We start from the raw sequence: 19528 nt of genomic DNA, 5'->3' as shown, positions 1-19528 counted from the left end.
ATGCCCGCACCCTCCCAGAGCGAAACCGATCCTTCCGAGGCGCCGGAATCCCCCGGCCCCTTCTTCCAGCAGTGCTGTCGGGCGCTGAAGGAAAACAAGCTCTCCCTCCCCACCATTCCCGACATTTCCCTCAAGATCCGCCGCGCCATCAACGATCCCAAGGCCAGCAACACCAAAATCGCCAGGGTGGTGCAGATGGACCCGGTCATCACCGCCCGCCTGATCCAGATCGCCAACAGTCCCCTGTACCGGGGGCGACGCCGCATCGAAAGCTGTCCCCAGGCCCTCACCCGCCTGGGCCTCAAAGCGGCACAGCACATCATCACCACCCTGGCGCTCAAGGCGGTGTTCCAGGCCAAATCCCACCGGATCCGGAAACGCATGAACGCCCTCTGGCGGCACAGCAGCTACGTAGCCGCCATCTGCGCCGTGCTGGCCCACAAGACCCCCGGCTTCGATCCGGACCGCGCCATGCTCATCGGTCTGATCCACGACATCGGCGCAGTGCCGGTGCTCACCTTTGCCGATGCCCACATGGACCTGCTCAGCGATCCCGCGGAACTGGAGCACACTATCGCCAGGCTCCGGGGACCGGTGGGGGCCGCCATCATGCAGCGCTGGGATTTCCCCGAGGACTTCGCCGTCATCGCCCGTAAGGCCGAGGACTGGTTCCACGACGAAGGGCCGGAACCGGACTATCTCGACATCGTCCTGGTGTCGCAGCTGCACAGTTTCATCGGTTCCCCCCAGATCCGCCAGCTCCCCCGGATCGACACCGTGCCCGCCTACCGCAAACTGCTCGCCGGACGGCTGGACGCCGACACCAGCATGAACGTGCTGGAAACCGCGCGGGAGGAAATCTGGCAGATTCAGAAGATGCTGGCCTTCTGAACATGGAAATCCGCCGGGCCCTGCAAACCCTGATTCCGGTGCTCGGGCGCGCCAGCGCCCCCTCCCAACCGGTTCTCCCGTTGCAGGCATTGCAGCCGGGACAGCGCATCCAGGCCCGGGTGCTGGCCCAGACCGGTCCCAACCAGGTGATGCTGGAGATGCTCGGCAGCCGGGTGATCGCCGACACTCAGATTCCCCTGCCCGCCGGCAAACAGGTCCAACTGGAAGTCGTCCAGGGCGGCCAGCAACCCCAGCTGCGGGCGCTGCCACCGCCTTCCGGCGGCGACGCCCCCGCCCAACTGCTGCGCAATGTCCTGCCGCAGCAACGACCGCTGGCCCAGAGCCTGCCGCCCCTGCTGCAACTGGCTGACGACCCCTGGATACCCGAACCGGTGCGCCGTCAGCTCGAACAATTGCGGCAGGCACTGCCACGGCAAGCCGAGCTGGTTTCCCCCGACCGCCTGCGCCAGGCCATCCGCCGCAGCGGGCTGTTCGCCGATACCGCGACGGAGGAAGCCGACGCTTCCCAGCTGAAACCGGATCTGAAACGCCAGCTCCGACAACTGGCGGACACCCTCCGTGAGCGCCCGGCCCTCCCGCCGCGTACCGCCGCCACCCGTGTCCTTTCTGCGCAGGAAGACGCTGGGAATACCAATCATCCGACGCCATCGCCCCAACGCCCGGCATCAACACCGTTGCGGATGGAACCCCCGGCACCGGCACGCCCCCCTTCCCTGCCGTTACCGTCTCCCGGGGAACCGCAACTTCCGCTTCCCACCCACATGGCCATGCCATCTCCCCCGCTGGCGGCCACGTCGGTATCCTCTCCGTCTGTCCCCGACGAACCACCGGGCCGGCAGCCGGCGGCTGCTTCCGTTCCGCCCGAGGCGCCGCCACAAGGGGAGGAAGCCGCCGCCCGGACGCTGGAAACCCTGCTCGATTCCCTGAGCCGGAAAGTCACCGCGGCGCTGGCCCGGATCACCGTCGATCAGCTGGCTTCCCTGCCGCACCCGGACCGTCCTGAAACCGTCTGGCATCTGGAAATCCCCTACCACGACGACCAGCGTCTGGAGGTACTGACCCTGGTCATCAAAAGGGAACAGGAAAGAAACGGCGCCGATGCGGAAGCCCCCCGGCCGTTGTGGTCGGTGGACCTGGAACTGCAGCCGGCGTCCCTGGGCACGATCCGGGCCCGCATCGTCCTGAGCGGAAAGCAGATCAGCAGTTATTTCTGGGGGGAGCGGCCGGACACCCAGCGCCTGTTCGCACGGCATCTGGAACGACTGGAACGACGCCTGTCCCTGGCGGGGTTGACTCCGGCCCGGCTGCAGGTGACGGAACGGCCGCTGCCGGCCCCGGAACCGGAACCGCCTGCCACAGAACCGTTGCTGAACGAGGAAGCATGAGCCGCAAACCCGACGCCACAACCGTCAACCCCCCGGATCTGGCCGTGGCGCTCAAGTACGACGGCACTTCGGCTCCCCGCATCGTCGCCAAAGGCCACGGGGAAACTGCCGGGCGCATCATCGCTACCGCGGAAGACCACCAGGTGCCGCTGCACCACGATCCACAGCTGGCCAAGGTCCTGTCGCGGGTGCCGCTGGGCGAGGAGATTCCCCGGGAGCTATACGTGGCCGTCGCCGAAGTGATCGCCTTCGCCTATTGGCTCAGTGGCAAATCAGGCCCGGAGACGGACTGAAGCGGGCGTCAGGAAAAACCGGCGCCGGTTTCGTCGCGGTGCAGGCGGATCAGCAAATTGGCTTCCTCGCGGGTGAAACCGCACTCGCTCACCAACGCCTCGACACCGGCGCCTTCCCGGATCAACTCGATCGCGGTCTGATAGGAAGCGGCCCCGCCGGTCTCCGTTGGCGGACGTGTCTGCAACCACTCACGGGTTTCGGCCAGACCCTGCTCCAGACGGGCCAGACGGGTATCGATCTGCAGGCCGGCGGCACACAGGCCGGCGATATCCTGGCCCTGACGCCGCTGTCCCGCCACCCATGCCTGCAGGCGCCGCTCCAGCTGCCGCTGCCGCCGCCAGAGCCAGATCACGAACCCGGCTTCCACCAGGACGACCGCCGCCAGCACGGCGATCACAACGACAAGCGGCGGTGACAATTCGGACATCGGCAAACGTGGGCGCGAACGACGAAGTCGTCATTGTCGCGCGCCCTCCGTTCCCCATCAAGCCGGGACGATCACAACCCCCCGACTTCGGCCATTTCCTCGTCGGTCAGCAGCTTGTTGAGGTCCACCAGAATCAGCAACTCGCCGTCCCGACTGGTCACCCCCTGAATGTAGCGGGCGCTCTCCTCGTTGCCCATGTTGGGCGCCACATCGATCTCGTCGCTGCGCAACTCGACCACCTCGGCGACGCTGTCCACCAGAATGCCGATCACCTGCTCGTTGGATTCGATGATGACGATCCGTGACAGATCGTCCGGCTCCTTCGACGGCAGACCGAAGCGCGCCCGGGTATCGATGACGGTGACCACGTTGCCGCGCAGGTTGATGATGCCGATGACGTAGTCCGGCGCGCCGGGAACTGGTGCGATCTCGCTGACCCGGAGCACTTCCTGCACCTGCATCACGTTGATACCGTAGGTTTCCTCGCCGAGCCGGAAGGTCACCCACTGGATCAGTTCATCGTTCAGTTTTTTCGCTGCTTCCGCCATTTGCATTCCTCCAAGACATTATTTCTGCGACCGGGCCTGCCAGTCGGCCACCAGGGTTTCGATATCGAGCAAAGGACATTTCTCCGTTCCTCCCACCATGCCCAACAGCCAGGGACGGCGACTGCGATTCTCGCGCCAGCGGACCTGGTCCGCCGAGCATTCGATTTCCTGCTCCACCGCCTCGCAAGCGAGTGCGAACGTCCCCAGTGCGGTGGGCAAAGCCCAGCGGTAATCCACCTCCAGCCTGCCGCCCGAAACGATGAGGGAGGCGGTGTCCAGCACGATCCAGTCTTCGCCCAGCTGTTCCACCTCACCCAGCAGTCCCGGGCCGGACAACGGCTGCAGTGCGTCGGCATCGAGCTCCCAGGCACCGCGGAGATGGGCGACCGGGGCGGCGAAACGAAGATTTCCCAGTCTGAAGCGCAGGATCGGAAAACGCATCCCCAACCACTCCGGACAGCCCGGCGGCAGCGGCGGGCGGGAGGGTGCCTCTGGACCGGCCGAAACCGGCTTTTCTTCAGAAGGCGGACGGCACCCCGGCTCCAGCGCCGGGGAGCGCTCCGCCGGTTCCGGCGGCGAGGTCAACAGCGCTTCCAGATAGGCGTGCAGTTCCGTGTCGGGGGAGGTCAGGGAATCCGTCATGCCGATACCGCTTGGGTGATTGGATGGCCTTCCTGCTCGAGCAGATAATCCAGCAGGGTTTCGTAGGCGAGTGCCGCCCGGGATCTGGGATGATAGTGACACAGCGGCAGATGGGCACGGCTGGCTTCGCGCACCTTGGTGTCCTGGGGGATGACGCTGGGCCAGAGGCGCTCGCCGTAACGCTCCTCCAGCACCCTGAGGGTGTCGGCGGAAATCCGGGGCCGGCGGTCGTAGAGGGTGGGCACGATGAGATAGGGCAACGGCTGGCGGCGCGAACGGCCGATCATCGCCAGGGTGCGCAGCATCCGTTCCAGCCCCCGCAGGGAGAGAAAGTCGGCGACGACCGGAATCAACAGGCGCTCGCAGGCAGCCAAGGCGTTGACCATCAACACCCCGAGCATCGGCGGGCTGTCGATCAGCACCCGATCGTAATCCGGCGCGATTTCCCCCAGAGCGCGCTGAATCACCCGTCCCAGCCCTTCCACCGCACCGGCCTGGCGCTCGATGGTCGCCAGCGCCATGGCGGCGGGCAGGATGTCGAGACTGTCCACCGAGGTCGGCTGGATATGGCGCTGCGGGGCAAGGGGCTGGCGTTGCATGACCGCGCGGAACAGGTCGTAAACGCCGCTTTCCACTTGCTCCGGATCGAAACCGAAATAGGCGCTCAAGGAGCTGTGGGGATCGAGGTCGATCACCAGCACCCGTTCTCCGCGCCGGGCCAGAAGACCGGCTAGATTGGCGACGGTGGTGGTCTTGCCGACGCCGCCCTTCTGGTTGGATACCGCCCAAACCCGCATGTCGCTCACCCCTGCGGCCGCACCAGCAGGCGCTGCCTTTCGCCACCCGTCACCGGATAACGGGCCAGCGTCTTGGACTGCAGCACCATTACCACGCGGCGATTGCGATAGCGGCCCGCGGCAGTGTCGTTGTCCGCCACCGGGTGCTCGGCCCCGTAGCCCACCGCGGCCAGCCTGCGGGGCGCCACACCGTAACGGATCAGGCGGCGGACGACACTGGCGGCCCGGGCTGCCGACAGCTCCCAGTTGGAAGGGAAACGCCGGTTGTGGATCGGCACGTTGTCGGTATGACCCTCGACGTAAACCGGATTCGACGGCATCTGCCGCACCACCTCCGCCAGCTTGGCGATCACCGGATCCGCCGCCGTGTTCAGTTCGGCGCTGCCGCTGGGAAACAGCATGCCGCTTTTCATCTCCACCGCGACCCAATAAGGATTGCGCTCCACCGCGATCAGATCCTGATCGATGTAAGGCGCCAGCACCTCTTCCAGTTGCTCGGAGATCCGCGCCAGGCGCACCCGCTCCCCGGCCAACCCCATGTCCACCTGAATAGGCGCCGGAGAGCGTGGCGTCTCACCGATCTGGATCGGATCGCTCGCCTTGACCGCAACTGCCGGGGATTCCTTCTTTTCCTTGAAGGCCTTCTCCAGGGATTCGGCCATCACCCGGTACTTGCCGGCATTGATGTTGGAGATGGCGTACATCACCACGAAAAAAGCGAACAGCAGGGTGATGAAATCCGCATAGGAGACCAGCCAGCGTTCATGGTTTTCCGGTTCCGGAGCGGCTAGACGACGATTGTGACCCCTCATACCAAGAATCCCCGCAGTTTGAGCTCGACGTTGTGGGGATTTTCCCCCTCGGCGATGGCGAGGAGGCCCTCCAGCATCAGCTCCTGGGCCATGCTCTGATGATGGAGCAGGGCCTTCAGTTTGTTGGCGATGGGGAGAAACACGAGATTGGCCAGTCCCACCCCGTAGATGGTGGCGACGAAAGCGATGGCGATCCCGCTGCCGAGCTTTTCCGGATCGGTCAGATTCTGCATCACCTGGATCAGTCCCAGCACCGCCCCCAGGATCCCCAGAGTCGGGGCATATCCCCCCAACGCCTCGAAGGTCCTGGCAGCGGCGTGATAGCGGCGTTCGCGAATGTTCATCTCCAGCTCCAGGGCATCACGGATGATTTCGGTTTCGTTGCCATCGACCAGCAGCTGCAGCCCCTTGCGCACGAAGGTATCCGGTTCCCGGTCGATTTCGTTCTCCAACCCCAGCAACCCTTCCTTGCGCGCCAACTGGCTCCAACGCACCGCCTTGCGGATCAGGGTCTCCAGATCGATCTTCGGGGGAATCACGATCCAGGGCAGCATCTTCAGGCTGCGCAAGAACTGGGCCGGCGGCGTCTGCAACAGCACCGCCCCCAGACTGCCCCCCAGGACAATCAGTAGCGCCGGCCCGTTGACCAGGAAAGCCAGGTTGCCCCCCTCGAGCAGATTGCCGCCGACAATGGCCGCCAGACCGATGAACAGACCGACGAGGCTGAGGGGATCCATCGCCGCTCACCCGCCTCCGAAGGCCGCCACGATCCGGTTCAACGGCAGCACCCGGTCCGCCAGACCGGCCTCGGCCACCGCCCGGGGCATGCCGTAGACCACACAGCTGTCCTCGTCCTGGGCCCAAACCTTCGCCCCCTGAGACTTCAGGCACCGGGCACCGGCGCAACCGTCGGAACCCATGCCGGTCAGCACCACCGCCAGCACCTGACCGCGGAAATGCTCGGCCACGGACGCGAAGGTGACATCGGCGCTGGGCCGGTAGATCTCCCCTTCCGCCGGCTCGCGCAAGTGGATACGGCCACCGCTGCCCAGGGTCATCTGCATGCCGCCGGGCGCCAGCAGGGCGGTGCCGGAGCGCAACCGGTCACCGTCGGCCGCCTCCCGCACCTGAATCCGGGCCATCTGGTCGAGGCGCTCGGCGAAACTGGGGGTGAAATTCGCCGGCATGTGCTGCACCAGCAGCAGCGGGAACGGCGTGCGCTGCGGCAAGGCGGCCAGAATCTTCTGCAGCGCCACAGGACCGCCGGTGGAGGCGGCGATCACCACCAGTCCGGGACGGCCGAGCACCACCGGAGCCTCGCCTTGCAGCTGCGGAGCGGCTCTCCGTCTCGGACGCCGGCGGACCACGGTCCGGATACGCTGCCGCAGGATCAGCTTGGCGGCGCTCTGGTCGTTGTGGATGTCCTCCAGCCGTTTGGGCAGAAAATCCACCGCCCCGGCTTCCAGAGCGTCGAGGGTCGCCTTGGCACCAGCGTGAGTCAGGGCGGAGAACATCAGGATCGGGACCGGATGCTGGCGCATGATCCGCCGGACCGCCTCGATGCCGTCCATGACCGGCATCTCCACGTCCATGAGCACCACGTCCGGCCGGGTACGCCCGACCTTGCGCACCGCCTCGGCGCCGTTGGCGGCCACGTCGGCCACGCACAAATGGGAATCCTCTTCCAGAATCTCGGTCAGACGCCGACGCATGAAGGCCGAATCGTCCACCACCAGCACCCGGATCGGAGTGCTGGAAGTACGGATGCCATTTCCGGGGGCGGGCTCAGGCCGCATAACGTTTCATCAGACTGGGGACGTCCAGAATCAGGGCGATCATGCCGTCACCGGTGATGGTCGCCCCGGCCAGACCGTCAAGACCGTGGAGCTTGGCACCCAGAGCCTTGATGACCACCTCTTCCTGGCCGATGAGGTGATCGACTACGAAGCCCACATGGCGGCCGCCGACGTTGACCACCACCACATGGCCCTCGTAACGGTTGCCGTCGCTGCGGACCCCACGGATGAGCCAGTTCTTGAGATAGAACAGCGGCAGGGCCTGATCGCGGACGATGACCACCTCCTGACCGTCCACCACGTTGGTCTTGTCCAGATCGAGATCGAGGATCTCCACCACGCTGGCCAGCGGCAGGGCGAAGGCCTGGTCCTCCAGTTTCACCATCAGCGTGGGCATGATCGCCAACGTCAGCGGCACTTTGATGGTGATCTTGGTGCCTTTGCCCTTGACCGAATCGATCTCGACACTGCCGTTCATCTGGTCGATGCGGGTCTTGACCACGTCCATCCCCACCCCGCGGCCGGAGATGTCGGAGATCTCACTCTTGGTGGAAAAACCGGGCATGAAGATGATCTGGAAACATTCCTTGTCGCTCATGCGGGCGGCGCTTTCCTCGTCCATCAGTCCCTTCTCCACTGCTTTGCGCCGCAGCACTTCGGGATCCATGCCCTTGCCGTCGTCCTCGATGGTCAGCTCGATGTGATCACCCTCCTGAGCGGCAGTCAGCAGCACCGTCCCCTCCCGGGGCTTGCCGGCCTTCTCGCGCTCGTCGGGCATTTCGATGCCGTGGTCGACAGCGTTGCGCACCAAGTGGATCAGGGGGTCGGCGAGGGATTCGACCAGATTCTTGTCCAGGTCGGTCTCCTCTCCCTGCATCTCCAGGCGGACCTCCTTCTTGAGGCTGCGGGCCAGATCCCGCACTACCCGGGGGAAACGGCCGAAGACCTTTTTGATGGGCTGCATCCGGGTCTTCATCACCGCCAGCTGCAGGTCCGAGGTGACCACGTCCAGGTTGGCCACCGCCTTGGCCATCTCCTCGTTGTCCAGCAGCGCCCCCAGGGTCTTGAAGCGGTTGCGCACCAGCACCAGCTCGCCGACCATGTTCATGATCTCGTCGAGACGCTGGGTATCGACCCGGACGGTGGACTCGCCCTGGGGCTTTTGCGGCTTGTGGGCATCCGCCCCACCGACCACCTTCAACCGCGGTTCTTTCTTTCCGGCCGGTACCGGGGCAGGTTTCTCCGCTGTGGTCGGCGGCGTTTTGGGTTTTTCCCGGATCACAGGTTCAGAGGCTGGTTGCGCCGGAGTGACGGCCTTCTCCGGCGCCCCTTTGAATTTTCCCGGACCGTGCAGCTGATCCAGGATCGCTTCGAACTCCTCTTCGGTGATCTCGTCATCGTCACCGGCCGTCTCGGGCTTTTGAGGCGCGGCTTTAGTCTTCTTCGGCTTGCCGGGGGCGCCCCCCTCACCGTGGAGGGCGTCGAGCAGGCGCTCGAACTCTTCCTCGGTGATCTCATCGCCGCCACCCGTCCGCTCCGTCTCCGTCACACTTCCGAGCATGGCTTCGAATTCCGCCTCCACCGGATCTGCAGCCTGGGTTTCGGCGGCCGACGTCTCCGGCTGGGGGTGGGGTTCGGCTGGCGCGGCAGGTTCCGGTGCGGCCGTTTCGTCCTCCGACTCCGGTTTGGTGAAGCGCAGCAAGGTTTCCAGCAGCTGGGGGTCGGCCGCCTCCGGTTCCTCCCCGGCGCGGATCTGGACCATCATGTCGTTGATGACATCGAGCGCCTTGAGCACCGCATCCATCAGCGGCGGCGACACCTTGCGCTCTCCCTGGCGCAGCACGTTGAAGACGTCCTCGGCCTTGTGGCACACCTCCACCAATGCGGTGATGCCGAGGAAACCGGCGCCGCCCTTGACGGTATGGAAACCGCGGAAGATGGCATTGAGCAGATCGGTGTCCTCGGGGCTTTGCTCCAGATCCACCAGCTGCTCGCCGAGCTGCTCGAGAATCTCGCTCGCCTCCACCAGGAAGTCCTGGAGGATTTCGTCGTTGAGATCGATCGACATCGGCGCCTCCTTCAGAATCCCAGACTGGAGAGCAAATCGTCCACGTCGTCCTGACTGCTGACCGCCTCGCCCTGGTCCACCTCCGGCACCACCGGTCCCTGGGCTTCGGTCTTGTCCGCTTTCTTCCCGGTTTTGACCGGTTGCCCGCTTCCCTGTCTGGCGGCGAAGCGGATCAGCTCCACCAGGCTGTGCTCGACTTCCTGCACCAGATCGATGACACGGCGGATGATCTGGCCGGTCAGATCCTGGAAGCTTTGGGCCATGAGCACTTCGTTGAGCTGTCCCTGCACCTGGTTCAGACCGTCGTCCAGTTCGTCGAGAAACGTGGTGATGTCACGGCTGAATTCCTTGAATTCCTCGAAGGACATCTCCCGTTGCAGCAGGCGACGCCAGCGCTGCGACAGCGATGCCGTCCTGGCGCTGAGATCGTCCACCATCGGCAGCACCTGCTCCACCACGTTGAGGGTGGTGTTGGCTGCCTGTTCGGTCATGGTGATGACGTACTTGAGACGCTCACGGGCATCGGGCATCTCCCGCTCGGTCAGTTCGGCCAGCTTGTCGTCGAGCATGAAGCCGGTGAGAGCGTCGTGGAGCTGCCGGGTCAGGCGGCCTATCTCCTGGAACAGCATGCTCTGGCGCACCCGGCCGATCTCGTCCAGCACCCGGTCCGCTTCTTCCTCGTCTCCCTGTTCCAGGGCGGCCACCAACGCCTTGGCGCGGGTCAGCCGCGCCTCCAGGGATTCGTCGAGTTTTTCCACTGCTTCCGCCATCGCCTCAGGCCTCCAGCCGCTCGAAGATTTTTTCCAGCTTTTCCTTCAGAGTCGCGGCGGTGAACGGCTTGATGATGTAACCGTTGACCCCGGCCTGGGCGGCGGCGATGATCTGGTCACGGCGGGCCTCGGCGGTCACCATCAGTACCGGCAGGTTGGCCAGCTTTTCGTCGGCTCGCACCGCCCGGAGCAGGTCGATGCCGGTCATGCCCGGCATGTTCCAGTCGGTGATGAGCAGATCGAAATCCCCGGCCTGCAGCTTGGGCAGGGCGGTCTGACCGTCGTCGGCCTCGGCGACGTTGGTGAACCCCAGATCCCGCAACAGGTTCTTGATGATACGGCGCATGGTGGAAAAATCGTCCACCACCAGGATTTTCATGTTCTTGTCCAAAGCCAAACCCCTTTGATCCGTTAAACGCTTGCGATCGTTGTTCTTAAATATAGACGGTTTTTCCGGTTCAGCCACCGATCCAGTCGCGCATCCGGGCCCGCAGCCGCAGCAACGCCTGGCTGTTGATCTGGCACACCCGTGATTCGCTCACACCCAGCACCTGGCCGATTTCCTTGAGGTTCATCTCCTCTTCGTAATACAGCGAGATCGACAGGCGCTCGCGTTCCGGCAGACTGGCGATGGCGTCCGCCAACGCCGCCTTGAAACGTTCCCGACTCAGCTGTTCCACCGGCAGTTCGGCGTCACCGTGACTATGGTCCTCGAGGAAGGCATCGCCGGCTTCGCTCAATTCCTCGATGCTGAACAGACGACACCCGACCGCGTCCCGGAGAATCTTGTGATATTCGTCCAGGGAGATGCCAAGCTCTTCGGCCACCTCGGTATCGCGGGCGTCGCGACCGGTACGGCGCTCGATGCGGTACATGGCTTCGGAGATCTCCCGCGCCTTGCGGTGGACCGAACGCGGAGTCCAGTCGTAACGGCGCACCTCGTCGAGCATGGCGCCGCGGATGCGGATGCCGGCATAGGTTTCGAAACTGGCGCCCTGGCTGGCATCGTACTGGCGGCTGGCCTCCAGCAGACCGATCATGCCGGCCTGAATCAGATCGTCGATCTGAACGCTGGCCGGCAAACGGCCCTTGAGATGATGGGCGATACGCTGCACCAGCGGCGTGTAGCGGGACACCACGGTGTCGAAATCCAGCGCCTGTACCTGAGCGTAGGCGGCCGCCCCTTTCATGCCCAACCCTCCGCCGCATACTGGATCATGCGCTCGACGAAAAAGGCAAGCTGACCGGAGGGGGCCTCCTGCAGCGGCCACTGCTCGACCTTGCGGGCCAGTTCCAGGATCGCCTGGGCCGCCGGACTGCCGGGGAAGGCGGTGACCACCGGACGCTGCAGTTGCACCGCCTGACGCACCTTGTCGTCGTAGGGAACGGCGCCGAAATAACTCAAGGAAACGTCCAAATAGCGTTCAGTCACCCGGCACAGCTTGGCGAACAGTTGACGTCCCTGACCGTTGCTGCGCACCTGGTTGCAGAGAATCTGGAAGTGGTAGAGACCGTAATCGCGGTTGAGCAGCTTGATGAAGGCATAGGCGTCGGTGAGCGAGGTGGGCTCGTCGCAGACTACCACGACGATTTCCTGACAGGCACGGGCGAAATTGACCACGGTGCCGGAAATGCCGGCGGCGGTATCGACGATCAACACCTCCAGGGGCACCTGCAGCTCGCTGAAGGCGCGGATCAGGCCGGCCTGCTCCATCGGGGACAGTTCCGCCATCTGCTGAATCCCGGAAGCCGCCGGCACGATCTTGAGCCCCGCCGGCCCCTCCACCAGAATCTCGTCCAGGCTGCGCTGGCCGGCGATCACGTGGGACAGGTTGTACTGGGGCTGTAGGCCGAGCAGAATGTCCACGTTGGCCAGCCCCATATCGGCGTCGAGCAGGGCAGTCTGACGTCCCCGCCGTGCCAAGGCCACCCCTAGATTGACAGCGATGTTGGTCTTGCCGACGCCACCCTTGCCGCTGGCGACGGCGAAGACGCGTACTGGGCGGGTGTCGCTCAGCCGGCGGATGCCGGCAGCCTGATCCGAATTAAACGCTTGCATGGGCGATCCAATCCTCGAAGGCGAAATCCACGTCGGTGGGGGCACGGTCATCCGCCGTCAGCCCCTCGAAGGCCCGGGCGATCAGATCGTCGCCGCGGGCAGGGTGCAGATCCTCTGGCACCTGCTGGCCGTCGGTGATGAAGGCGGCAGGCAGGCCGCGCTCGATCAGGGCCGACAACACCGGGCCCAGCACCCCCGCCTCATCAAGTTTAGTCAAGATGCAAGCCTTGGGCTGGAATTCGGCGAAAGCCTCCAGCGCCTCGTAAAGACTGGCAAGCTGGCTGCCGGCCGACAGCACCAGATAGGTTTCGATGGCCACCTGGCTGTCGCGCAGCAGCGCGAACTGCTCCGCCAACCGCAGATCGCGCTGGCTCATGCCGGCGGTGTCGACGAGCACCAGCTTCTTGTCCATGAAGCTGCGGACGATGGCCTGAAGTTCGTCGGGATTGCCCGCCACCCGCACCGGCACCCCGAGGATACGGGCATAGGTGCTGAGCTGCTCGTGGGCGGCGATGCGGTAGTTGTCGGTGGTCACCAGGGCGATCTGGCGGGGACCGTGCTTGAGCCGGAAGCGGGCCGCCAGCTTGGCAATGGTGGTGGTCTTGCCGACCCCGGTGGGGCCTACCAGAGCGACGATACCGCCGTAGTCGAGCAGCGGATCCTCGACCACCGGCAGCTGTTCCGCCAACAGGCGCCGTACCAGGGTGAGCGCGCCCTCGAGTTCCGCCACCCCACCGCCCCGCTGGGCCAGATCCATCGCCAGGGAACGAGAGAAACCCGATTCGTTCAGAATCCGCAGCAAATCCAGGCGGGTGGGATGTTCCCGCAGGCTTTCGTGCCAGGCATCGCGGGACAGGTGACGGTCGAGCAGGCGACGCATTTGTTGCAGCTCCCGCCGCACCACAGCCAAGGCATCCTCCTGGGAACGCGGACGTTCCGTCGGCCTGGCGCCCCCCTGGCGCTGGCGCAGCTCCTCCTGCAGGGACCGAGCCTGCCGGGCGCCGCCAACCTGGACCCGGGGGAATTCCGGCTTGCGGACGCGTGCCTTGGGCTTGGACGCAGGAGCGCCCCCCCCACTCATCTTCGCCACCGCAGAATACCCCTTGGCGGAGAACGCCGGTTTCGGCGTGACCGTCTCCGGCCCGGGCTCGGGTCGGGATTCAGCTTGGGGCTGGGGCGCTGCAGGGGCGGAATCGACGGTTTCCAGATCGAAATCACGGGCAGCGACGATCTCCACGCCCTCGTCGGTCTTACGGTTGGACAGGATCACTGCGTCCGGCCCCAGTTCCTCCTTGACCTGCTGCAGCGCCTGGCGGATGTCCGGCGCCAGAAAGCGTTTCATTTTCATCCTTCATTCTCCCTCTTGCTGGGCTCAGGCCTGCTGGCCGACGACACCGACCACCTTGACCTGCTGATCTTCAGGCACCTCGTTGTAGGACAGGACGTGGAGACCAGGGATGGTGTGGCGCACGAAACGCGCCAGCCACGACCGCAGCATCGAGGACACCAACAGCACCGCCGGCTTGCCGGCCGTCTCCAGCTTCCTTGCCTGTTCCTCGAGCAACTGGTGAATCCGTTGCGCCAGTCCCGGTTCCACACCGGCGCCTTCGGCACCGGCACTCTGCAAGGTCTTTTGCAACAACTGTTCCAACTCTGGATCGAGGGTGATGACCGGCAGTTCTTCGGCCAGACCGTTGATCTTCTGGACGATGGCGCGGCCGAGGGCGGCGCGCACCGCGGAGGTCAAAGCGTCGGGATCCTGACTTGTGCGCCCGTATTCCGCCAAAGTTTCGGCGATGGTGATCATGTCGCGGATGGGAATCTTTTCCTTGAGCAGGTTCTGCAGCACCTTCACCAGCAGGGTCAGCGGAATGGTGTCTGGCACCAGGCTCTCGGCCAGCTTGGGGGCGACCTTGGCCAGATTGTCGAGCCACTGCTGGGCCTCCTCGTGGCCGAACAGCTCGTAGGCGTGATCCTGCAGCACCTGGCTCAGATGGGTGGCGATCACCGTCTCCGGGTCCACCACGGTATAACCGAGCGCCTGGGCGTGGTCCTTCTGGGCCGGCTCGATCCACACCGCATCGAGACCGAAGGCCGGGTCCTGGCCCTCGATACCCTGAACCGAACCGAACACCTGTCCCGGATTGATGGCCATTTCCCGGTCGGGATGGATCTCGGCCTCGCCCACCGTGACGCCGAGGATCTGCAGGCGATAGGCGTTGGGCGGCAGATCCAGGTTGTCGCGGATGTGCACCGGCGGGATCAGGAAGCCCAGCTCCTGAGACAGTTTCTTGCGCACCCCTTTGATCCGCCCCATGAGCTGTCCTCCCTGCTGTTTGTCCACCAGCGGGATCAGCCGGTATCCCACCTGGAGGCCGATGCGGTCCACCGGCATCACGTCTTCCCAGGTCAGCTCCTTGACTTCGGCCTCCCCAGCGGCCGCCGGCGTTTCCGCCACCGGCCCCTCCTCCACCACCGGCTGCCGGGCCCGTCGCATCAGCCACCAGGCGCTGCCGCCCAGCAGGCTCCCCAACAGTAGAAACGGCAAGTGCGGCATACCGGGAACCAGACCGAGCAGCAGGATCACCCCGGCGCTGATGGCCAGGGCCCGGGGATGATTGAGGAACTGGGCGCTGAACTGCTGCCCCACGTCCTCGCTGCCGCTGCCGACCCGGGTCACCAGAATCGCCGAGGCCACCGACAGCAGCAGGGAGGGAATCTGGGCCACCAGACCGTCACCAATGGACAGCAGCACGTAGCGTTCGGTGGCCTCCGCCAGGGGCATGTCGTGCTGCCCCATGCCGATGGCCAGCCCGCCGATGACGTTGATGAAGAGGATCAGGATGCCGGCGATGGCGTCGCCGCGGACGAACTTGCTGGCCCCGTCCATGGCACCGTAGAAGTCCGCCTCGCGGGCGATCTCCTCGCGGCGGGCGCGGGCCTCGTCGGCGTCGATGAGGCCAGCGTTGAGATCGGCGTCGATGGCCATCTGCTTGCCGGGCATGGCGTCCAGGGTGAAACGGGCGCTGACCTCGGATACCCGCCCGGCCCCCTTGGTGACCACCACGAAGTTGATGATCACCAGGATGGCGAACACCACCAGACCGACGGCGAAGTTGCCGCCGATGACGAAGGCCCCGAAAGCCTCGATCACCTTGCCGGCAGCGTCGGGGCTTTCGTGGCCCTCCAGCAGCACGATCCGGGTGGAGGCGACGTTGAGCCCCAGGCGCATCAGCGTCGCCACCAGCAACACCGTCGGAAACACGGCGAACTCCAGCGGCTTGGCGGTGTAGATCACCACCAGCAGGATGATGAGCGACAGGGCGATGTTGAAGGTGAAGAACAGATCCAGCACGAACGCCGGCAGGGGTATCACCAGCAGCATCAGGATCAGCAGCACCAGCAGCGGCGCCCCCAGACCGGCACCGCCGAGCTGGCGCAGGCGGGACAGGATCGCGGTCAGATTCATCGTGTCGGTCTCCCCGGCTCAATCTCCGTAAACAGGGCTGGAACCGGGAAGGACGGGATCAGTCGGCCGCCTCCCCCTGGAGGAATTCGTCCGGGACCGGCAGATCCTTGGGCGGCGGGGGGCGCTCGCCCGGACCCCTGGCGGCCTTGAGCTGATAGACGTAGGCCAACACGTGGGCCACCGCCAGATACAGCCCTTCCGGAATTTCCTGTTCCAGCTCCGTGCTGTAATACAAAGCCCGTGCCAATGGTGGAGCCGCCACCAGCGGCACCCCGGCTTCGGTGGCCCTGCGGCGGATCTGGGCGGCGATCAGATCGACCCCCTTGGCCACTACCGTCGGCGCCCCGCCTTGGCTTTGGTCGTAACGCAGGGCGACGGCGAAGTGGGTCGGGTTGGTGACCACCACGTCCGCCTTGGGCACCTCGTCCATCATCCGCTGCTGGGCCCGCTCGCGCTGCAGCTGACGGATTTTCGACTTCACCTCGGGACGGCCTTCCGACTCCTTGAATTCGTCCTTGACCTCCTGCAGGGTCATCTTCAGCTTGCGGTGGTGGTCCCAGAGCTGATAGGGAACGTCGATGGCCACCAGCGCCACCAGCCCCGCCGCCAGCAGCAAGCTGGAAAGCCAGAGAAAATCCAGGCCGCGGGCCAGCGCCTGATGCAGATTCTCGTCCGCCAGGCGCAGGACCTCATCTCCGAAGGCCTGGAAAATCAGGGCCGCCACCGCCGCCAGCAGCACCACCTTGAGCAGCGACTTGACCAGCTCCACCAGGCCACGGACCGAGAACATGCGTTTGAACCCGGAAAGGGGATCGAGTTTGTCCAGCTTGGGGCGCAGGCTCTCCCAGCTGACCACCCAGCCGCCCAGAGCGATGGGCGCGAGCAGCGCCACCACGGTCATCAGCCCCAGAAACGGGGCCAGCAGCAGCAGACCGTCGAACAGGGTCGCCAGGCTGTGCTCGGTCATGGCGCGGGGTTCGAAGACGTCGGCCCGGTCGAGACGGAAATTACCACGCATGATCCGTTCCAGCCGCACCGCCATGTACCGGGCCAGCAGGCCGCACCCGGCCACCCCTGCCATCACCACCGCAAAGGTGTTGAGCTCACGCGAGCGCGGAATCTGCCCCTTCTTGCGCGCCTCCTCGAGGCGTTTGGGGGTAGGGTCTTCTGTGCGTTCCTGGCCGCTGTCTTCTTCTGCCATCTCACACCCCCAGCAGTTTGCGGACCAGTTCGAAAGCGGCCGGCAGTCCGGCGGCGAAACGCTCCAGGATCTGCGGCAGGGTCAGCCAGATCAGCCCCAGCCCCAAAAGCAGAGTGATCGGGAAACCCACCGAGAAGATGTTGAGCTGGGGGGCGGCGCGGGTGGCCACCCCCAGGGCGATGTTGACGAACAGTAGGGCGATGACGATGGGCAGCGACAGCAACACCCCGGCGCTGAACACGGTGGCGCTCCAGCGTACCAGCAGCCACAACTGGTCGCGGCCGACCGCCCCCAATCCCGGCGGCAACGCCTGGAAGCTGGCGGCGATCAGCTCGATCATCACCAGATGGCCGTCGAGCCCCAGAAACAGCAGGGTCGCCAACAGCAGATAGACCTGGGAGACGATCGGCACCTGGACCCCGAGCTGGGGGTCGAGCATGGCGGCGAACCCCAACCCCATGCTGTAGGCGATGTTCTGACCGGCAAACACCAGGGCGGCGAAGCTCACCTGAAGAACGAAGCCGATGGCCAGGCCGATCATCGTTTCCCGGATCGCTACCAGAACGGCCTCCAGGCCGATCAGCTCCACCCGGGGCGGTGACGGCAGGAGCGGCAGCACCGCCACGGTCACGGTCACCGCCAGGATCACCCGCACCCGCATCGGTACCGAGCGGCTGTTGAACACCGGCATCGCCACCAGCAGGGCACCGATGCGAATCAGGGGCCACAAGAAGCGGGCCAGCCAGTCGAACAATTGGGCTTCCGTAAACGCCATCACCACCTCCGGGATTGCCTCCGGACCCACCGCCAGGGTGCCGGGGAGCCGGGTCCGGGGGACGCGGTGAATCCATCCCTGGGCGCTCGGTACTCGGCCGTCCGGGCCGAGTACGCCCCCGGACCCGGCTCCCCGGCGCCTTCACCGCTTTTCAGCCGATCCGCCATCGTCAGCCGATCAATGCCGGAATGTTCTCGAACAGCGTCCGGGTGTAGTCGGTCAGCAGGCGCAGCATCCAGTGGCCCGCCAGCACCAGCACCAGCGCCACGACGATGAGCTTGGGGACGAAGGTGAGGGTCATCTCGTTGATCTGGGTCGCCGCCTGGAACATGGCGATCACCAGACCGACCGCCAACACCGCCAGCAGGATCGGCGCCCCCAGTTTAAGGGTGACCCACAGCATGTCGTGGGCCAGGGTCATGACGGTGCTGCTGTCCATCTTCCCGCTAGACGGTATAAAAGCTGGCCGCCAGGGTTTCCATCACCAGGGCCCAGCCGTCCACCAGCACGAACAGCATCAGCTTGAACGGCAGCGAGATGATGACCGGAGACAGCATCATCATCCCCATGGACATGAGGATGCTGGCCACCACCAGATCGATGACCAGAAACGGCAGAAACAGCATGAAACCGATCTGGAACGCGGTCTTCAGCTCCGAGGTCATGAACGCCGGCAACAACAAGCTCAGGGGAACGTCGTCCATCGATTCCAGATCCTCGCGTCCCGACAGGCGCACGAACAGGGCCAGATCGCTCTCGCGGGTCTGACGCAGCATGAACTTGCGCAGCGGCACCAGTGCCCGCTGCAGGGCCACGCCGGCCTCGATCTTCTCCTCCAGATAGGGCTCGACCCCGCTCTTATAGGCCTGATCGAACACCGGCATCATGATGAACAGAGTCAGCAGCAGCGACGCCCCCAGCAGGATCTGGTTGTTGGGGGTCTGGCCGGTGCCAAGGGCCTGGCGCAGGATCGCCAGCACCACCATGATGCGGGTGAAGGCGGTCATGGACAGCAGCAGCGCCGGCAGTACCGTCAACGCGGTCATCAGCGCCAGCACCTGAATGGAGATGGTGTAGCGGGTACCGCCGTCCGCCGCGGTGGTCACCTGCACCGCCTCCAGCCCCGGCGCTGCCCACGCCGCCCAGGGTAAGAGCAGCAGCAATCCCGTGATCGTCCACTTTCTCATGGCGCCTGTCGCTTGTTCAGAATCTGTTGCAGTTGTCTGGCGAAGGGGGGCGTGGCCGGCTCCCCGGCCTGGAGACGGCGGTCCCCTTCCAGAACGTGCAGGGTCTGCACCCTTCCCGGCGCCACCCCCAGCACCAATTGGGTCTCTCCCACCTCCACCACCAGCAGCTTTTCCCGGCCGCCGAGGGCGATCCCTCCCAGCAGCCGGATTTTCCCGCCGGCCGGTTCCTGCCACCGAGTCAGGCGCTTCAGGCCCCACAGAGCGAGGAGAAGCAAAAACAGCACCACCACCAGACCGGCCAGCCACTGCCCCGCCGCCACGGGAGGCATCCCGCCGGCCGGTGCCGCGGCCAGCGCGGGGGAAACCATCATCACGGCGATCGGCCC

At 65.2% G+C, this 19528-nt stretch carries 22 protein-coding genes; 3 read left to right on the top strand and 19 right to left on the bottom strand.

Annotation, left to right across the window (positions count from 1 at the left end; all coding sequences use genetic code 11):
- Genes MIN45_RS08320 through MIN45_RS08310 form a run of 3 tightly spaced genes read left to right on the top strand, consistent with a single transcriptional unit; the run spans position 1 to position 2590 of the window.
- Positions 1 to 891 (top strand): HDOD domain-containing protein, encoded by an 891-nt coding sequence (locus tag MIN45_RS08320; RefSeq protein ID WP_286291513.1) that lies wholly within the window; start codon positions 1 to 3, stop codon positions 889 to 891.
- A 2-nt stretch (positions 892 to 893) separates the two neighbouring features.
- Positions 894 to 2297 carry a flagellar hook-length control protein FliK gene (gene fliK, locus MIN45_RS08315; protein ID WP_286291512.1) on the top strand — a complete coding sequence of 468 codons (1404 nt, stop codon included), beginning with the start codon at positions 894 to 896 and terminating at the stop codon, positions 2295 to 2297.
- Positions 2294 to 2590 carry an EscU/YscU/HrcU family type III secretion system export apparatus switch protein gene (locus MIN45_RS08310; RefSeq protein ID WP_286291511.1) on the top strand — a complete coding sequence of 99 codons (297 nt, stop codon included), beginning with the start codon at positions 2294 to 2296 and terminating at the stop codon, positions 2588 to 2590. Before fliK ends, MIN45_RS08310 begins: the two co-directional genes overlap by 4 nt.
- A gap of 8 nt (positions 2591 to 2598) precedes the next feature.
- On the opposite strand, the gene MIN45_RS08305 is transcribed toward MIN45_RS08310, so the two are convergent.
- The 19 genes from MIN45_RS08305 to fliO form a co-directional block, all read right to left on the bottom strand.
- Positions 2599 to 3018, bottom strand: a complete 420-nt coding sequence (locus tag MIN45_RS08305) for a DUF2802 domain-containing protein (protein ID WP_286291510.1) — start codon at positions 3016 to 3018, stop codon at positions 2599 to 2601.
- Between the two features lie 71 nt (positions 3019 to 3089).
- Positions 3090 to 3566 (bottom strand): chemotaxis protein CheW, encoded by a 477-nt coding sequence (locus tag MIN45_RS08300; protein ID WP_286291509.1) that lies wholly within the window; start codon positions 3564 to 3566, stop codon positions 3090 to 3092.
- An 18-nt stretch (positions 3567 to 3584) separates the two neighbouring features.
- Entirely contained in the window at positions 3585 to 4208 is a 624-nt protein-coding gene (locus tag MIN45_RS08295; protein ID WP_286291508.1) for a hypothetical protein, read from the bottom strand.
- Positions 4205 to 5005 carry a ParA family protein gene (locus MIN45_RS08290; RefSeq protein WP_286291507.1) on the bottom strand — a complete coding sequence of 267 codons (801 nt, stop codon included), beginning with the start codon at positions 5003 to 5005 and terminating at the stop codon, positions 4205 to 4207. Before MIN45_RS08290 ends, MIN45_RS08295 begins: the two co-directional genes overlap by 4 nt.
- A 5-nt stretch (positions 5006 to 5010) precedes the next feature.
- Entirely contained in the window at positions 5011 to 5817 is an 807-nt protein-coding gene (gene motD, locus MIN45_RS08285) for a flagellar motor protein MotD (protein ID WP_286291506.1), read from the bottom strand.
- Entirely contained in the window at positions 5814 to 6554 is a 741-nt protein-coding gene (locus MIN45_RS08280) for a flagellar motor protein (RefSeq protein WP_286291505.1), read from the bottom strand. The genes motD and MIN45_RS08280 overlap by 4 nt, the downstream gene beginning before the upstream one ends.
- Before the next feature lie 6 nt (positions 6555 to 6560).
- On the bottom strand, positions 6561 to 7613 hold the full coding sequence (locus MIN45_RS08275; protein ID WP_286291504.1) for a protein-glutamate methylesterase/protein-glutamine glutaminase: 1053 nt from the start codon (positions 7611 to 7613) through the stop codon (positions 6561 to 6563).
- Positions 7603 to 9681 (bottom strand): chemotaxis protein CheA, encoded by a 2079-nt coding sequence (locus tag MIN45_RS08270; RefSeq protein WP_286291503.1) that lies wholly within the window; start codon positions 9679 to 9681, stop codon positions 7603 to 7605. The genes MIN45_RS08275 and MIN45_RS08270 overlap by 11 nt, the downstream gene beginning before the upstream one ends.
- Positions 9682 to 9692: 11 nt before the next feature.
- Complete coding sequence (locus tag MIN45_RS08265; protein WP_286291502.1) at positions 9693 to 10451, bottom strand: protein phosphatase CheZ; 759 nt, start codon at positions 10449 to 10451, stop codon at positions 9693 to 9695.
- Positions 10452 to 10455: 4 nt separating this feature from the next.
- Entirely contained in the window at positions 10456 to 10830 is a 375-nt protein-coding gene (gene cheY / locus MIN45_RS08260) for a chemotaxis response regulator CheY (RefSeq protein WP_479691237.1), read from the bottom strand.
- 79 nt (positions 10831 to 10909) lie between these two features.
- Positions 10910 to 11641 carry an RNA polymerase sigma factor FliA gene (locus MIN45_RS08255; RefSeq protein ID WP_286291501.1) on the bottom strand — a complete coding sequence of 244 codons (732 nt, stop codon included), beginning with the start codon at positions 11639 to 11641 and terminating at the stop codon, positions 10910 to 10912.
- Positions 11638 to 12510, bottom strand: coding sequence for a MinD/ParA family protein (locus MIN45_RS08250; protein ID WP_286291500.1), 873 nt, complete (start codon positions 12508 to 12510; stop codon positions 11638 to 11640). The genes MIN45_RS08255 and MIN45_RS08250 overlap by 4 nt, the downstream gene beginning before the upstream one ends.
- Entirely contained in the window at positions 12497 to 13858 is a 1362-nt protein-coding gene (flhF, locus tag MIN45_RS08245; RefSeq protein ID WP_286291499.1) for a flagellar biosynthesis GTPase FlhF, read from the bottom strand. The genes MIN45_RS08250 and flhF overlap by 14 nt, the downstream gene beginning before the upstream one ends.
- Positions 13859 to 13882: 24 nt before the next feature.
- On the bottom strand, positions 13883 to 15979 hold the full coding sequence (gene flhA, locus MIN45_RS08240; protein ID WP_286291498.1) for a flagellar biosynthesis protein FlhA: 2097 nt from the start codon (positions 15977 to 15979) through the stop codon (positions 13883 to 13885).
- Between the two features lie 58 nt (positions 15980 to 16037).
- Positions 16038 to 17180 carry a flagellar biosynthesis protein FlhB gene (gene flhB, locus MIN45_RS08235; RefSeq protein ID WP_286291497.1) on the bottom strand — a complete coding sequence of 381 codons (1143 nt, stop codon included), beginning with the start codon at positions 17178 to 17180 and terminating at the stop codon, positions 16038 to 16040.
- A 1-nt stretch (position 17181) separates the two neighbouring features.
- Positions 17182 to 17955, bottom strand: a complete 774-nt coding sequence (fliR, locus tag MIN45_RS08230) for a flagellar biosynthetic protein FliR (protein WP_286291496.1) — start codon at positions 17953 to 17955, stop codon at positions 17182 to 17184.
- 169 nt (positions 17956 to 18124) lie between these two features.
- Positions 18125 to 18394 carry a flagellar biosynthesis protein FliQ gene (gene fliQ, locus MIN45_RS08225; protein ID WP_286291495.1) on the bottom strand — a complete coding sequence of 90 codons (270 nt, stop codon included), beginning with the start codon at positions 18392 to 18394 and terminating at the stop codon, positions 18125 to 18127.
- A 7-nt stretch (positions 18395 to 18401) separates the two neighbouring features.
- The gene (fliP, locus tag MIN45_RS08220; protein ID WP_286291494.1) at positions 18402 to 19142 is read right to left on the bottom strand and encodes a flagellar type III secretion system pore protein FliP; all 741 of its coding nucleotides are present in this window, start codon (positions 19140 to 19142) and stop codon (positions 18402 to 18404) included.
- A complete protein-coding gene (fliO, locus tag MIN45_RS08215) occupies positions 19139 to 19513 on the bottom strand; it encodes a flagellar biosynthetic protein FliO (protein WP_286291493.1) in 375 nt (124 codons plus the stop codon). The genes fliP and fliO overlap by 4 nt, the downstream gene beginning before the upstream one ends.
- Positions 19514 to 19528: the final 15 nt, after the last annotated feature.

Source organism: Methylomarinovum tepidoasis (assembly GCF_030294985.1).
GTDB classification, from domain to species: Bacteria; Pseudomonadota; Gammaproteobacteria; order Methylococcales; family Methylothermaceae; genus Methylohalobius; species Methylohalobius tepidoasis.
The sequence above is the reverse complement of the archived record's forward strand: the minus strand, read 5'-3'. Positions and strand labels throughout refer to the sequence as shown.

Excerpts from the sequence above, each read along its gene's own strand:
- MIN45_RS08320 (WP_286291513.1), top strand. The coding sequence starts at position 1 with ATGCCCGCACCCTCCCAGAGCGAAACCGATCCTTCCGAGGCGCCGGAA.
- fliK (WP_286291512.1), top strand. The coding sequence starts at position 894 with ATGGAAATCCGCCGGGCCCTGCAAACCCTGATTCCGGTGCTCGGGCGC.
- MIN45_RS08310 (WP_286291511.1), top strand. The coding sequence starts at position 2,294 with ATGAGCCGCAAACCCGACGCCACAACCGTCAACCCCCCGGATCTGGCC.
- MIN45_RS08305 (WP_286291510.1), bottom strand. The coding sequence starts at position 3,018 with ATGTCCGAATTGTCACCGCCGCTTGTCGTTGTGATCGCCGTGCTGGCG.
- MIN45_RS08300 (WP_286291509.1), bottom strand. The coding sequence starts at position 3,566 with ATGGCGGAAGCAGCGAAAAAACTGAACGATGAACTGATCCAGTGGGTG.
- MIN45_RS08295 (WP_286291508.1), bottom strand. The coding sequence starts at position 4,208 with ATGACGGATTCCCTGACCTCCCCCGACACGGAACTGCACGCCTATCTG.
- MIN45_RS08290 (WP_286291507.1), bottom strand. The coding sequence starts at position 5,005 with ATGCGGGTTTGGGCGGTATCCAACCAGAAGGGCGGCGTCGGCAAGACC.
- motD (WP_286291506.1), bottom strand. The coding sequence starts at position 5,817 with ATGAGGGGTCACAATCGTCGTCTAGCCGCTCCGGAACCGGAAAACCAT.
- MIN45_RS08280 (WP_286291505.1), bottom strand. The coding sequence starts at position 6,554 with ATGGATCCCCTCAGCCTCGTCGGTCTGTTCATCGGTCTGGCGGCCATT.
- MIN45_RS08275 (WP_286291504.1), bottom strand. The coding sequence starts at position 7,613 with ATGCGGCCTGAGCCCGCCCCCGGAAATGGCATCCGTACTTCCAGCACT.
- MIN45_RS08270 (WP_286291503.1), bottom strand. The coding sequence starts at position 9,681 with ATGTCGATCGATCTCAACGACGAAATCCTCCAGGACTTCCTGGTGGAG.
- MIN45_RS08265 (WP_286291502.1), bottom strand. The coding sequence starts at position 10,451 with ATGGCGGAAGCAGTGGAAAAACTCGACGAATCCCTGGAGGCGCGGCTG.
- cheY (WP_479691237.1), bottom strand. The coding sequence starts at position 10,830 with ATGAAAATCCTGGTGGTGGACGATTTTTCCACCATGCGCCGTATCATC.
- MIN45_RS08255 (WP_286291501.1), bottom strand. The coding sequence starts at position 11,641 with ATGAAAGGGGCGGCCGCCTACGCTCAGGTACAGGCGCTGGATTTCGAC.
- MIN45_RS08250 (WP_286291500.1), bottom strand. The coding sequence starts at position 12,510 with ATGCAAGCGTTTAATTCGGATCAGGCTGCCGGCATCCGCCGGCTGAGC.
- flhF (WP_286291499.1), bottom strand. The coding sequence starts at position 13,858 with ATGAAAATGAAACGCTTTCTGGCGCCGGACATCCGCCAGGCGCTGCAG.
- flhA (WP_286291498.1), bottom strand. The coding sequence starts at position 15,979 with ATGAATCTGACCGCGATCCTGTCCCGCCTGCGCCAGCTCGGCGGTGCC.
- flhB (WP_286291497.1), bottom strand. The coding sequence starts at position 17,180 with ATGGCAGAAGAAGACAGCGGCCAGGAACGCACAGAAGACCCTACCCCC.
- fliR (WP_286291496.1), bottom strand. The coding sequence starts at position 17,955 with ATGGCGTTTACGGAAGCCCAATTGTTCGACTGGCTGGCCCGCTTCTTG.
- fliQ (WP_286291495.1), bottom strand. The coding sequence starts at position 18,394 with ATGGACAGCAGCACCGTCATGACCCTGGCCCACGACATGCTGTGGGTC.
- fliP (WP_286291494.1), bottom strand. The coding sequence starts at position 19,142 with ATGAGAAAGTGGACGATCACGGGATTGCTGCTGCTCTTACCCTGGGCG.
- fliO (WP_286291493.1), bottom strand. The coding sequence starts at position 19,513 with ATGATGGTTTCCCCCGCGCTGGCCGCGGCACCGGCCGGCGGGATGCCT.